At 64.9% G+C, this 14,439-nt stretch carries 9 protein-coding genes; 2 read left to right on the top strand and 7 right to left on the bottom strand.

The window, feature by feature from the left end:
* Positions 1-10: 10 nt before the first annotated feature.
* On the bottom strand, positions 11-1,153 hold the full coding sequence (locus tag ACJ70B_RS07050; protein WP_408959697.1) for a DUF4350 domain-containing protein: 1,143 nt from the start codon (positions 1,151-1,153) through the stop codon (positions 11-13).
* An 82-nt stretch (positions 1,154-1,235) separates the two neighbouring features.
* Positions 1,236-1,517 (bottom strand): hypothetical protein, encoded by a 282-nt coding sequence (locus ACJ70B_RS07045; protein WP_408959696.1) that lies wholly within the window; start codon positions 1,515-1,517, stop codon positions 1,236-1,238.
* Positions 1,518-2,459: 942 nt separating this feature from the next.
* On the opposite strand from ACJ70B_RS07045, the gene ACJ70B_RS07040 reads away from it, so the two are divergent.
* Positions 2,460-3,500: an Lrp/AsnC family transcriptional regulator gene (locus tag ACJ70B_RS07040; protein WP_408959695.1), complete on the top strand. Its 1,041-nt coding sequence runs from the start codon at positions 2,460-2,462 to the stop codon at positions 3,498-3,500.
* Positions 3,501-3,528: 28 nt separating this feature from the next.
* Here the strand turns inward: ACJ70B_RS07040 and ACJ70B_RS07035 are convergent, their stop codons facing one another.
* From ACJ70B_RS07035 to ACJ70B_RS07025, 3 genes are all read right to left on the bottom strand, one after another.
* The gene (locus ACJ70B_RS07035; protein ID WP_408959694.1) at positions 3,529-6,612 is read right to left on the bottom strand and encodes an FAD-binding and (Fe-S)-binding domain-containing protein; all 3,084 of its coding nucleotides are present in this window, start codon (positions 6,610-6,612) and stop codon (positions 3,529-3,531) included.
* 209 nt (positions 6,613-6,821) lie between these two features.
* Entirely contained in the window at positions 6,822-8,588 is a 1,767-nt protein-coding gene (locus tag ACJ70B_RS07030) for a lipopolysaccharide biosynthesis protein (protein ID WP_408959693.1), read from the bottom strand.
* Positions 8,589-9,071: 483 nt separating this feature from the next.
* The gene (locus ACJ70B_RS07025) at positions 9,072-9,959 is read right to left on the bottom strand and encodes a 3-hydroxyacyl-CoA dehydrogenase family protein (protein WP_408959692.1); all 888 of its coding nucleotides are present in this window, start codon (positions 9,957-9,959) and stop codon (positions 9,072-9,074) included.
* A gap of 184 nt (positions 9,960-10,143) precedes the next feature.
* Between ACJ70B_RS07025 and ACJ70B_RS07020 the strand changes: the two genes are divergently transcribed.
* Positions 10,144-11,286, top strand: coding sequence for a thiolase family protein (locus ACJ70B_RS07020; RefSeq protein WP_408959691.1), 1,143 nt, complete (start codon positions 10,144-10,146; stop codon positions 11,284-11,286).
* A 202-nt stretch (positions 11,287-11,488) separates the two neighbouring features.
* Here the strand turns inward: ACJ70B_RS07020 and ACJ70B_RS07015 are convergent, their stop codons facing one another.
* Both ACJ70B_RS07015 and ACJ70B_RS07010 read right to left on the bottom strand, forming a co-directional pair.
* Positions 11,489-12,628, bottom strand: a complete 1,140-nt coding sequence (locus ACJ70B_RS07015; protein ID WP_408959690.1) for an acyl-CoA dehydrogenase family protein — start codon at positions 12,626-12,628, stop codon at positions 11,489-11,491.
* 189 nt (positions 12,629-12,817) lie between these two features.
* A complete protein-coding gene (locus tag ACJ70B_RS07010) occupies positions 12,818-14,434 on the bottom strand; it encodes a long-chain-fatty-acid--CoA ligase (protein ID WP_408959689.1) in 1,617 nt (538 codons plus the stop codon).
* Positions 14,435-14,439: the final 5 nt, after the last annotated feature.

Here is a 14,439-nt window from a genome sequence, read left to right as displayed (position 1 = left end):
GTCGGCCCGTTCATTCGACATCGTCTCGCCGAGGCCAGTTACGTTTACCGTCCGCTATCACGCGCTGGATTCGGTCCTCGTCCCAGTCGGGGTGTCGCTCCCGGAGAGCCGCTGCTCGCTCCGCGTCCGACGGGTTCGGGTCTCGCCCGCGGCGCTCGAGACCGCCACTCCCGTCACGGATACCGGGCCACAGTCTCCGTCCCCGCATCCGAATCGAGCGGCCGAACCGACCGAAGCAGACCGCGATCGCGGCGATGCCGGCGACGCCGAGCAGCGGCTGAAGCGGCTCCACGGACCGGACCGTCAGCATCGCCGCGGCCAGTGGCGGCGGGTCGGTGACGTGCGAGGCGTCCAACAGCACGTGCTCCTCGTCGGCGTACAACTCGCGGACGAAGCGACCGTTGTCCGACCGCTCCATCATGGCGTTGATCACGATACTCGGATCGCCGATCGTGACAACTCGTCCGCGACCGACGCTCTCGACGGTCGCGACCGGGTACGCCCCGAGTTCGTCTCCGTTCTCAAGGGGGTCGTCCTCGGCGGTGAGATACGCGACGTCGCTCGTCGTCGCCAGTACCGTCGTGTTCGCCGAACCTGGGTCGATCGCCGTCGCGTAGTTGAGCGTCAGCCGATCGACGCCGTCCGTCAGCGAGTGGTTCGTGACGTTGGGGGCGACCGGCATCGCCGGCCCGCCGCCGTTGCGGTAGTCGTCGCGCACGATCCGCCCGTCCGCGCGGGCCGTCGCACCGACGTCGGCCAACAGCGTGTTGCCGTGTTCGCCGAAGCTCTCGAGGACGACCAGCGTACCGCCGTTCTCGACGAACGCCTCGATTTGGGCCGCCTCGTCGTCGGTATAGGGCTCGTCGGGCGCGATGACGAACGCGACCGTCTCGTTGGCGACCGACTCGTCCGTGAACGCGCCGTATCTGTCGGGGTCGCGCACGAGTTCGCCGTCTACGCCGGGATCGTCTTCGATCCGCTCACGGAGAGCGGTCGAACCGTCCCACGAGGGGTTGTACGGACTGAACGACGCCGTGGACGTCGCCGTGAGGACGCCCACCACGAGGACGGTCGCGATCGCGAGTGTAAGAAGCAGGGCGCGCGGCCAGACGATGTCGTTCGCCTCGTCCAGGACACCGATGTCTCGGCTCATTCGATCACTCCCCATCGCGCTGGCCCTCTCCGTTGTGATATCGGCACTCGCACCCCCGTCGTGAGACCCGAACGACACCCGGTCACCATGGGAGCACCTCCGGGGGGAGCAGTGCCTGCAGTCGGCGTGCGACGAGAATCACGAATCCGAGGAGCCCGAGCACCGTGAGCCACTTCAGGCGCGTCCGCCACGTCGGCGTCGCTGCGACCGGTGCCGTGAATTCGCCGATGACGAGGAGTCCGATCAGCGAGCACACGAACGCGAGCTCGTACGTAAACGACCCGAGCAGCGACAGGACGAGCACCGTCGCCACCATCCAGCCGAGCTGTCCGCGGACGAATCGCATCCGTCGCTGTGTCGCCATTCATTGAACCCACAGCACACCTTCATCTAATTATGACGGCAGTAAATATCCATAAGCTATCATTGTGGATAACTATTTTCGATCTCTCGACCGTTGTTAGATTTGAAATTATCGGACAACGGCCCTCAAGCGGGTGGTTTCCCGAATACGGGATACAATATGTTCTCCTATATATAGATGGTTCAAGCGCATATAGGATCATATTTTCTGTGCTCTGAGCCGCTGTCTGGGATGGAGGAATCGGTTCGAATCGACCGTTCCGCGACTGTTCGATGACCGTCGTTCGGTTCGATTCGGCCCTCGACGTGGCAGTCGCCGACGGACTTCCAGCAGGCGCCGATTGTATTACAGATGTACGGCTGTAATCAGTAGCCGCGCGGTCGTCGCAGTGAAGCACGGCTCCAAACTCGGCCGATCGAAATTAAATAAAAGAAAAGCGACTATTGGTGAGTCATACTAGATTTAGTATGCTACATTCGTTCGGTTTTCTCGAGATCACCTCGAAGCGCCGGCTCGAGCGGTTTTTGTCCTGTATCCAATGGAGAATGGCCGAAAAAGGCTCACCGACGACGATTTTAGCACGACCGGACGGACCGTTCTCGACCGTCGCGGCCGTTCCGTTCGTCATCGGCATCCACTCCCGAAACCGGCGGAATAGGGGCGACAGCGACGCTAATCGACGTACACGGTCGATGCGGCCGTGTAGTTGATCGTATGGCCTACGCCAGGTCAGCGTCCGACTCCGTCGTCGCAGCTCCGATTTCGGCTATTATCCCATTCTACGTATCTATATATAAATTTGGTAGGTATGTCGATATACGTCGACCGCGGTGTGCCAGCACCGTGCCGACCGATGTCGAGTTGGCACCAGCATGGACCGTTTCCGCCCGCGGTTCAGGCGGACCCGAAAACGATACGGCCCCCTTCTCCCTAGGGCAATCAATGAGTGGCCTGACGGGGGACTGGCGCGAGGCGATCGACGATGCGGACGCGGCGCTGATCGACGGCTATCAGAGCGGCTTTCCCGTCGTCGAGCGCCCGTTCCGCCGCGTCGGTGCCGAGATCGGCCTCGAGGAGTCGGCGGCGGTCGATCGCGTCCGCGCGCTGCGGGAGGCGGGCGTCGTCCGCCGGTTCGGTGCCGTCCTCAACCCGCCCGTCATCGGCTCGTCGACGCTCGCCGCGGTGCGAGCCCCCGACGAGCGGTTCGACGAGATCGCGGCGATCGTCAACGAGTACCGGCAGGTCAACCACAACTACGCCCGCGATCACGAGTGGAACATGTGGTTCGTCGTCACCGCCGGCTCGCAGGCGGCCCGCGACGACATCCTCGCCGAGATCGAAGCGCGCATCGGCTGTGCGGTGTTGAACCTGCCGATGCTGACCGACTACTACATCGACCTCGAGTTTCCCGTGGTCAACGCCGATCGCTTCGCACGCGAATCCCTCGAGGAGCGCACCGATTCCTCGGCCACCCGGATCAGCGAGGCGGCGACCGGCGATCTCTCCGCGCTCGAGGCCGAACTACTGCTCGAGATCCAGGACGGGTTTCCGCTGTCGGCGACGCCGTACCGCGACATCGCGGCGGCGGTCGGCTACGCCGTCGAGGACGTGCTCTCGGCGCTCGAGCGCCTGCTCGAGAACGGCTGTCTCAAGCGCATCGGCTGTGTCATCAACCACGTCGTGACGGGCTTCGACGCCAACTGCATGGTCGTCTGGGACGTGCCCGACGACCGCCTCGACGAGTGGGGCGAGCGCGCCGGCGGCCTGCCCTCCGTCACGCTCTGTTATCACCGCCCCCGCAGACCCAACCAGGAATGGCCGTACAACCTGTTTACGATGATCCACGGCCGGGACCCGGCCGCCGTCGATGAGAAGATCGACGAACTGGCGGCCGACTACCTCCCCGTCGACCACGACCGGCTCTATTCGACTGAGACGTTGAAGCAGACGGGCGCGCGCTACGACGATCTGGTCGGCGTCTAACGGCGCGATCCGTGCTACGCCGATGGCGCTATCGCCGTCCCTCGAGCGCCTCCGCGACGACCTCGACCGGCGTCGGCGGCTCCGCGCTCGCGTCCGGCCGGTTCTCGAGTTGCGTGCGACAGGACGCGCCGGGTGCGACAACGCGGTCGCCGTCGCTGTCGTCGACCTGTTCGTAGAGGATGTCGCCGATGGCGTCGCTCATCGAGGCGTGTTCGGCCTCGTAGCCGAAACTGCCGGCCATGCCACAGCAGCCCGAATCGAGCGGGTCGACGGCGTAGCCCGCTCGTCTGAGGACGCCGACGGCGTGGTGGTCTTTCGCGACGGACTTCTGGTGGCAGTGGCCGTGGTAGACGAGGTCCTGTTGGACCGCCGTCGGGTCGAAGTCGATTGCCTCGTCCAGTCGGAAGGTGTCGACGTACTCGCAGACGCCGTAGGTCGCGTTCGCGAGCGTCTCCGCCGCCTCCGTCGAGAGCAAGTCGAGGTAGTCTGACTGGAACATGACCGCGTCGGAGGGCTCGATGACGACCACGTCCCAGCCGTCCTCGACCCGCGGCGCAAGCGCGGTGACGTTTTCGCGGGCCGCGTCCCGCGCCTTCTCGAGGAAGCCCTTCGAGAAGGCCGGCCGGCCGGTATCGCCGAGGCCGTCGGGGACGGCCACGCGGACGCCGGCGGCCTCGAGGACGCGGACGGCCGCCTTGCCGGCTTCTGGGTGGCTGTAGTTGGTATACGTGTCGGGATAGAGGAGGGCCGTGCGCCGGGCCTCCGTCTCACTCACTCGCGAGCCGCCTCGCGCGTCGAACCAGTCGCGGAACGTCTCCGCGTGGAACGTCGGCAGCGGCCGCCCGGTATCGATCCCGACGACGACCTCGAGCGCCTTTCGCGCCCCAGGCACCTTCGACAGCGCGTTCGAGAGCGGGGCGAGCCGCGAGCCCCACCTCGAGAGGGTCGCGACGTTGGCGAAGAGCCGATCGCGCAGCGTCGCGCCGTTTCGCTGGTGGTACTCGTGGGTCACCTCGGCTTTGAGCTTCGCCATGTCGACCTCGCTGGGACAGTCGATGGCACAGCCCTTGCAGCCGATACAGAGGTCCATCACCTCCTCGACGAATTCGTCGGAAACGGCTTCATCGGGCTCTAAGTCGCCGCTCATCGCCTGACGAAGCGCATTCGCCCGGCCGCGCGTCGCCGTGATCTCCTCGCGGCTGGCTCGGTAGGTCGGACACATCACGCCGCCCGTGGTCGACTGCTCGCCGCGACAGCCGCCACAGCCGTGACAGAGTTCGACCATGCCCTGCATCCCGTTGTCGTTGTCCCACTCGAGTTCGGGCTCGAAGCCCGCCTCGAACTCGTAGTCGGGATCGAACCGCAGGTGCGCTCGCAGGTCCGTCGGATCGTCTTCGCGGAAGACGACCTGTCCAGGATTCAGGATCCAGTCGGGGTCGAACGCCGTCTTGAGCGCTTGAAACGTCTCCCAGAGCTCGTCGCCGTAGAGCTTCTGATTCCACTGCGTGCGGGCACGGCCGTCGCCGTGTTCGCCCGAGACCGAGCCGCCGAGTTCGACCACGAGGTCCGTCACGTCGTCCGCGATGCCGTGTACCTGCTCGAGCCCGATTTCGGTCTTCGTGTTCACAAGCGGTCGGACGTGGAGCACGCCCGGACCGGCGTGGGCATAGAAGCTAGCGTAGGTGTCATGAGACTCGAGGATCTCCTCGAAGCGCTCGACGAACTCCGGGAGCTGCGCGGGCGGGATCGCGGTATCCTCGATGAAGGAGATGTGCTTTGCGTCGGTCGTCCGCGAGAGCAGGATCGGCAGCCCGGACTTGCGGAGCTTCCAGAGCTGGGCGCGTTCCGCCTTCTCGTAGGCCTCGAGGGCGTCGATCGCGAGCGTCTCGGCCTCGCCCCGTGGCGCGTCGGCGGCCGGTTCGCCTGCTGGTGTCGCCGACGGCACCCGGTCGGCGAGCAGGCCGGCGACCTGCTCCCTGCCGTGGTCGGCGTCTGCGGCGTAGAATTCGACGAGGAGGACGGCGTTGGTCCCCTCTGGCAGCATCTCCGTGACGGGACCGAACTCGGCGGTATCGCGTGCGAGGTCGATCAGCACGTCGTCGAGGACCTCGACGGCCGATGGCTCGTGTGCGAGGATCGGCTCGATGTCCCGCATCGCCTCGTGGAGATCGGGATAGCAGAGCAAGGAGACCGCCTTCGTCTCCGGAACGGGCTCGAGCGAGACCGTCGCCTCGGTGACGACCGCCAGCGTCCCCTCGCTGCCCGCCAGCAGGCGCGCGAGGTTGACGGTTCCCGGGTCTCCGGTGTCCTCGCCGCCGGGCAGGCCCTCGCCGCGAGCCTCCGCGACGAGTCGATCGAGGTTGTATCCCGAAACGTTTCGCTTGAGATCGGGATACGTCTCCGCGATGCGATCGGCGTCTTCGTCGAGAATTCGGTCGACTGCGGCGTAGATCCGGCCCTCGAGGCCGCCGTCGTGAGCGGCCCGTTCCGCGATTTCCTCGAGTGTGACCTCGCCGAATCGAGCGACGGTGCCGTCGGCGAGGACGGCTTCGACTTCCTCGATGTAGGCGTCGGTCTTGCCGTATTTGAGAGAGTGCGAGCCGGTCGAGTTGTTGCCGATCGCGCCGCCGATGGCGCTCTTGTCGCCCCACGCGGGATCGGGTGCGAATTTGAGGCCGTGGGGGGCGAGGACCTCGTTCAGTGTCCCGAGGATCGTCCCTGGCTGGACCGTCGCCGTCCGTCCGTCGGGATCGATCTCGCGGATCTCGGTCATGTGGCGGCTGAAATCGAGGACGACGGCGCGGTTGACCGTCTGGCCGGCGAGACTGGTACCGCCGCCCCGCGGGAGCACTGGAATCTCCCGTTCGGCGCAGTACTCGACGATCCCGCTGACGTCGGCGGTCGATTCGGGGAAGGCGACGGCGATCGGCGTCATCTCGTAGGCGCTCGCGTCGGTCGCGTACAGTTCACGGGAGTAGGAGTCGGCCCTGACCTCGCAGTCGACGAGTCGCTCGAGGTCGTCGACCAGGGCCGGCCGATCGACCTCGTCGCTCCGGTAATCGTAGTTCGCACGTCCGTCGGCGGCCGGGTCGGCGCTCGGCTCCAGTGACATACTCTTCCTTACTCGGGGGCGGCCAAAAGCATCGGCATTGTCGATCACGGCGAAGCCGACAGGTGCACCGCTACGCGTCTCGGTAGCGGCGTCTCGACTCGAGATGCTCGGGCGTCAGCATGCATTGCCGTCACTCCCCGATCCCATGCGACGCACCGGGAGTTCGCACGCCGCGCGGTACTCTCGATCGCTCGAGGAGACCGAGCCCGTCACCGCCCTCGGCGGAGTTCGTCGATCAACTTCTCGATCGTCTGCTGCTGGCTCTCGATCCGTTCGTTCTGTCGTTCGGCCTTCGTTTCGATCGTGTTCAGTCGGTCGTGAGCGTCCGAACTCGAGACCGTCTCTCCCTCCGTCGCCGCGTCCCCCTCCGTCGCCACGTTCCGTTTTTCCGGAGTCTGCCTCTCTCCCTCCGTCGACGCGTCGTCCGGGATCTCGTTACCGTCCGCTTTGCGGTCATCATCGACACTGTCGAGTTTAGTGCGGAGGGTCGAGCCGACCGCACCGATCGGCCCCGGCACGGCCTCGAGGAAGGTGATAACTTCGTCTGCATCGATCGCACCGGCGAGGATCGCGGCCACGAAAAAGAGCGCCGCTCCGGCAGGAGGGATGACGACCAGTGAGAGGATCGAATCCCCGAGAAATCGTGCTAGCAGACCGAGCGGAACCGCGGCGACGCCGCCCGCGAAAATGACCCGCGGAATCCGCGCGCCGGCGACCGGGTTGAATCCGATTCGTTTGGCGCTCCAGATGTGGAACACGAACATGAACCCGTAGCTGAGGCTTGTCGCGACGGCTGCACCGTACATTCCGTACCGGGGGATCAACAGCGCGTTGAGCACGACGTTGCCGATCGCCGCAGCGCCGGTCGAGACGATCAGCACGTGCAGATCGCCTTTCCCCTGCCCGATCGCGAGAACCGGTCGCGCCAGCGCGAACCCGACGCAGCCGGGAAGCAACAGGAGGATCGGCACGTAGCTCGCGATGTACTCGTCGGGGTAGATAACCGGTAGCGCAACTGGGGCGAGCATGCCGATGCCGACCGCGAGCAGTAACGTGAACAACAGCGTATATCGAGTGACGCGGGCGGCGAGCGCGTTGATCCGTTCGTGGTCGTGATTCGACCAGATGTTCGAGGTCGAGTGCAAGAGCACGTTCTGTAACGCCAGCGGGACGATCCAGAGGAACTCCGCGATCGTGAGCGAAATCTTGTAGTAGCCGGTTTCCTGTGTCGTCGTGAACATCCTGAGCATGATGACGTCGAGTTGGTACAGCGTCGTCAAACAGAGGATCAAGACGATGCTGAGCGCGTTGAAAGTGAACAGTTCGCGGCGCGGAAAGTCTCTGGGCGGAATCCGGGCGAGCGCGGTTCGCAGCGATACCGTTCGGTTTATCAGCACGAGCCCGATGATGGATGTCGTGACCGCGCCGGCCATGTGGCCGATCAGCACGCCTGGGACGCCGTAGCCGAGGAACGCGAGGCCGACACCGACGGCGATAAACAGGATCTTATTGAGGAAGACCAGCGGCTCGGAGTAGCGCTCGAGACCGAACCCCATGAGCGTCCGCCGCGTGTACTCGCGAAACTGGGAGGTAAACACGAGTAGCGAGAGGAGATAGAAGTACGTCCGATACGACGTTCCGAGCAGGGACGTGACGATCCCTGCTCGAGCCGCGAGCGCGAGTCCCAGGCACCCGATCGCCGCGAGCAGGATCGCCATCCGGAGGTAGAATCCGACGACGTGTTCATCCCAGCGGGCTCTGTCGCGTTCCTCGGCGACGTACTTTCTCACGCCGTCGCCGACGCCCGAACTGACGAATATCATGTAGATCGCGAAGATCGACATCAGAAACGCGTAGTCACCGTACCCCTTCCCCAGAAACCGGGTCAACAGCGGTGACGAGAGGAAATCGAGACCGATGAGGAGAAACTTGATGCTGACAATCGAGAGAAACCCACTCGTGATGCTTCGCTTCATACCTCGTGAGACAATCGCCGTGATACGGTGTCGTCCGTGCCGCGCGTGATCGAGTCGGCCGGCGTCGGTCCGCCGGCCCTGACTCGCCGGTTGGACGCGTCGACGGTGCAACGAAAGCGAGCAGCGATGCCGAGCCGCGCGCAGTCGATGGAGGCGCTGTCTCGTGTGCACGCCGGAGAACACGTCCATGCGTTCGACCGCTGGAGCGGAGAGAGCGCCGACCGACAGATCAGATACATCGTTCGCTCGTAACAACCGTCCCGGGATTATTATACAGCGACTAAGCGACCGAGAACCGGTTTTCTCGGTTCCGGCGAACGGTATTCGGTTCGAGGAGGCGGCCGCGACGGCCGCCATGAGTTCGGCAGGCCTGCCGTTGACGCATGGGCCCCGGGCGCTCGATGACGACTGTCGTTTCCCTTGAGCGTGTTCGTCTCTCGAGCGGAAGACCGCGTCGAGTGTCACGGCGAGCGTATGAATTCGCTAGCCGTCCATACCCCAGTCGCCGCTCATGCCGACGCGCTCGCCGTCCTCCCAGACGTAGTAGCCTTCGCCGGTCTTCTTGCCGAGTTTGCCCGCGCGAACCTTTCGACGCAGGGATTGGGGCGGCTTGAACCGCTCGCCGAGTTCCTCGCGGAGATGTTCGGCGATGTGCAGGCGCACGTCGAGGCCGACGTGGTCGGTCAACTCGAGGGGACCCATGGGGTGGCCGTAGCCGATCGACATGCCCTCGTCGATGTCGGCCGGGCTGGCGACGCCCTGCTCGACCATCCGGATCGCCTCGAGACCCAGCGCGAGGCCGAGCCGGGAGGTAGCGAAGCCGGCCGTGTCGCGCACGACGACGTCTTCCTTCTCGATGCCCTGTACGTACTCGACCGCGAACTCCTCGGTGCGCTCGTCGGTTTGTTCGGCGACGATAATCTCGACGAGGTCCATGATGTGGGGCGGGTTGAAGAAGTGCAGCCCCACCGCGCGCTCGGGGTGCTCGAGGGCGCTTGCCATCTCGGTGACCGACAGTGAGGAGGTGTTCGAGGCGATGATCGTGTCCTCGCCCGTCGCGGCCTCGATGTCCGAGAAGACCTCCTTTTTGAGGTCCATCTCTTCGGGCACGGCCTCGACGACCAGATCAGCGTCCTCGACGGCCGCCTCGAGATCGGTCGTTCCCTCGATTCGCTCGAGGGCGGCGTCCATCTCGTCTTCGGTGACCTTATCCCGGTCGACGCCGCCCTGGAGGTTCTCGCGAATCCCCTCGAGGCCGTTCTCGACGAACTCCGCTTCGATATCCCGGAGGACCACGTCGTGGCCCGCCATCGCCGAGACCTGTGCGATTCCGTGTCCCATACTTCCCGCTCCGAGGACTGCGATTTGCATGTGCGACACCTCTGGTGAGACGGGCAAAAGCGTTCCCATCCGGGGAAGCGAGGGCGGTGTTAACGGATGGTCGCCACCGCGGTCGAAGCGTCAACTCGGAGTGACAGGCGGTCGTGGGACGGTCACGAAACGGCACGACAGAACGGAGCTACTTTACCGCCGGAGGGCGAGGTAGTCGCTACCAATGAGCGATCGGCAGCCAGTCATCGTACACGCAGTCCGGACTCCACAAGGGAAACACGGCGGCGTCTTCGCCGAGACGCCCAGCGAGCAACTCTCCGTGCCGCTCGTCGACGAACTGCTCGAGCGAACGGGGCTCTCCGGCGCGGATGTCGACGACGTGCGCTGGGGATGTGCCAAGCAGGTCAACGAACAGAGCAACAACATCGCGCGGGTCATCGCCTTGCTCTCCGAACTGGGCGAGGAGGTACCCGGAACGACGATCGACCGGCTCTGTGCCTCCTCGGCGGAGGCGATCATGAGCGCCAGTGACGCCATCCGGGCGGGCCAGCGCGACGTCATCGTCGCTGGCGGCGTCGAGAACATGTCCCGCAACGAGCGTCGCAAGGGGATCGGCTCCTACGACGGCATCGCAGAGCAGTACGACGCGGCCGGCCTCGCGATGGGCCAAACGGCCGAGAAGGTCGCCCGCGAGTACGATATCTCCCGCGAGGCCCAAGACGAGTACGGCGCGCGCAGCCAGCACCGCGCGGTCGACGCGACGGAGGCCGGAAAGTTCGACGAGGAAATCGTCCCGATCGAAACGGAGGACGGCACGATCACCGAGGACGAGGGCCTTCGCCCCGGGACCACCAAAGAGAAGATCGCCGGTCTCCCGCCGGCCTTCGAGGAGGACGGCACCGTCACCGCCGCCAACGCCTCTCAGATCTCCGACGGCGCGGCCGGCGTTCTCATCACGAGCCGCGAATTCGCCGAGGATCGCGGCCTCGAGATCATGGCCGAGATCGAGGCTCACAACGTCGCCGGCGTCGATCCCACCGTCATGGGGATCGGGCCGGTGCCCGCGGTGCGGGGCATCTGGGAGCGAAACGGCCGCTCGGCCGACGACTACGACCTCGTCGAACTTAACGAGGCCTTCGCCAGCCAGACGATCTACTGCCGGGACGAACTCGGCTTCGACGACGACATCTTCAACGTCAACGGCGGCGCGATCGCCATCGGCCACCCGCTGGGTGCCTCGGGTGCGCGCCTGCCCGTCACGCTGATTCACGAACTCCAGCGCCGCGGCGGCGGTCTCGGGCTCTCGACGATGTGCGTCGGCTACGGCCAGGGCGCGGCCGTCGAATTCCGCGTGCCGGACCAGTAGGCTGTCGGCTCGCCCGCGATCGGGCGGACTCGAGTCGAGACGAGCAACGTCGAGTGCGAAGTCGATGACCGACCCGCGACACGACTCTCCTAATCGGGCGCGATAGCGATCCGATTGCGGGTTGTGAAAAGACGAGGTCCGATTGCGGCCTATAAAAAGACGAGGTGTTCGCGTACCGGCTCCGTCCTCGAGCGGGGCCCGCTTACAGAATCTGGTCGGCGATGATGTTCTTCTGGATCTCGCTGGTGCCCTCGTAGATCTTCGTGATCCGGGCGTCGCGGTAGTAGCGCTCGGCGGGGTAGTCCGTGACGTAGCCCGACCCGCCGTGGACCTGCACGCCCTCGTCGGCGACCTCGACGGAAATCTCGCTCGCGAAGTACTTCGCCATGCTCGAGTACTGCGCGGCAACGTCCTGGTTGTTCTGCTCGACCTGGGTCGCGGCGCGGTAGGTCAGCGAGCGGGCGGCTTCGACTTTGGTGGCCATTTCGGCGATCTTGTGCTGGATGGCCTGGAATTCCGAGATCTTCTGGTCGAACTGCTCGCGCTGGTTAGCGTACTCGATGGCGGCGTCGAGTGCGCCCTGGGCGGCACCGACGGCCTGTGCGGCGACGCTGGTGCGGCCGGAGGCGAAGAACTCCATCAGCTGGTAGAAGCCCTTGTCGACCTCGCCGATGACGTTCTCCTCGGGGACGCGCACGTCGTCGATGACGACCTCGGCGAGGTCGGAGGCGCGGATGCCCAGTTTGTTCGTGATCTTCTCGGTCTTGACGCCGTCGCGGTCCATCTCGACGAGGAAGGCGGTGATGCCGCGGTGGCCCTCGTCAGGGCTGGTCTTGGCCATCAGGACGCCGACGTCGGCGACGGTGCCGTTCGTGATCCACATCTTGTTGCCGTTTAGGACGTACTCGTCGCCGTCCTTCTCGGCGACCGTCTCGATGCCGGCGACGTTCGAGCCGTGGGCGGGCTCGGAGATCATCGAACAGGAGGCGGTCTCCCCGTTGGCGATCTTGGGGAGCCACTCCTCTTTCATCCACTCGTCGCCGAACTCGATGATCATGTCCGTCCCGAAGCCGGCAGAGCCGACGGCACTCCCGATCCCGGGGTCGGCACGCCAGAGTTCTTCGGTGACGATCGTCGAGGAGATCTTGTCCATCCCGGCACCGTCGTACTCGAGCGGGATGTTCGGTGCGACGAAGTCGTACTCGGCCGCCTTTCGGCGCAGTTCCTCGGGATACTTGTGATTCCGGTCGTGCTCTTCGGCAACCGGTTCCATCTCGTTTTCGCCGAACTCGCGGACTGCCTCGCGGATCGCCTCGTGCTCAGCGGATAGCTGGAACGCCATAGTACGTTGCTCGTTGCCGTCTTACAAAGTAGCTTCGGATACGCGCGGAATTTGTTTTTGTTAATCAGTTGGCGGATTACTCGCCGCGATGGAAACGAACGACGACGTCGTGGTTCGCTCGAGCACTCGCCCCGTGTGCCGTCGACCGTTCGTTCGCTCTGAGCCGCGGGACCCGCTCGAGGCGGACGTTCAGGCCTCGTCTTCGTCGCGAAGCTCGAATTTTTGGACCTTCCCGGTGGTCGTCCGCGGGAGTTCCTTGACGAACTCGACCTCGCGGGGGTGTTTGTACTCGGCGAGGTTCTCGAGGCAGTACTGTTTGATCGCTTCGGGGGTCGCCTCGGCGTCCGGCGTCGGGACGATAAAGGCCTTGACGGTCTCGCCGCGGCGCTCGTCCGGAACTCCGACGACGGCGGTGTCGGCGACGTCTTCGTGTTCGAAGAGGAGTTCCTCGACTTCCCGCGGGTAGACGTTGTAGCCGCCGGTGACGATCATGTGTTTCTCACGGTCGACGACGTAGAAGAAGTCGTCTTCGTCCCAGTAGCCGATGTCGCCGGTGTGGAACCAGCGCTTCCCGTCTTCGTCGGTGAACGCCTCCGCGTTGGCCTCGGGCAGGCCGTCGTACCCCTTCATCACGTTAGGACCGTGGATAACGAGTTCCCCGGTGATCTCGTGGATCGCGGCCTCGTCCTCGTCGATCGGTCCCTCCTCGACTCGCGGGACCTCGGTGAGCTCGTCGTCTTCGGGCGACTCCTCGCCGCCCGAACGGTCAGCGGACCCTCGGTCCGCACTCTCGACGATCTTCGCCTCGACGCCCTCGAGTGGCTTGCCGATGCTACCCTTTCGGCGGGCTTCCCCGCGGTTAGCGTGGGTGACCGGGCTCGTCTCGGTGAGCCCGTACCCCTCGTAGAGCTCGACGCCCCACAGGTCCTCGAAGCGCTCGAGGACTTCGATCGGCAGACTCGAGCCGCCGGAGTTGACGAAGCGCAACGCCTCGAACTCGAACTCGTCGGCGTCGGGCTGGTTGATCATGTCGTTGAACATCGCGGGAACGCCGAACATGATGGTGATATCCTCGTCCTCGAGGAGCCCCATGACTTCGGCGGCATCCCACTCGGGAACGGGGTAGTAGGTGCCGCCGCTGTACATCGCGCCGTTCATGACGACGGACATGCCGTAGATGTGAAACAGCGGCAGGGTTCCGACGAGCCGGTCGGAGGCTTGGAACCCGTTCGGTGGAACGTCCGCGTTCGCTCGCGTCGTCCACGCGATGTTGTGATGGGTCAGCAAGACGCCCTTCGGCGTCCCGGTCGTCCCGGACGTATAGGGCTGGACCGCGACGTCGTCGTCTGCGCGCTCGACGATGGCTTTCGTCGCGTCGGCCAGGAAGTCGTCGAACTCGGTCGCGCCGTCGGCGTCAGCGCCCACGCTGATGACCTCCTCGACATCGGTCTCCTCGAGAACATCGAGGACGTTCGGGACGTTCTCGGCGAGCGAAACGACTGCCTTCGCCTCGCTGTCGCCCAACAGGTGGCTGATCTCGCGAGCCTTGTACTGTGGGTTCATCGGGACGATGACCCCGCCGGCGCGCAGGGTGCCGTAGAAGGCCGTGACGAACTGCGGCAGGTTCGGCAGATAGACCCCGACGCGGTCGCCTTCGCCGATTCCACGGTCCTCGAGCGCCTGTGCGAACTGGCCGGCTCGCTCCCAGAACCGTTCGTACGTCAGTTCCGTCTCGCCGTATACGATTGCGGGCGAGTCCGGATACTCTTCGACGGTCTCGGCGACGTTGGTCACGAGATTCGTCATTCTTT

The organism is Natrinema sp. 74 (assembly GCF_046097095.1).
Taxonomy (GTDB): domain Archaea; phylum Halobacteriota; class Halobacteria; order Halobacteriales; family Natrialbaceae; genus Natrinema.
This window is presented reverse-complemented; position numbering and strand designations above follow the sequence as displayed.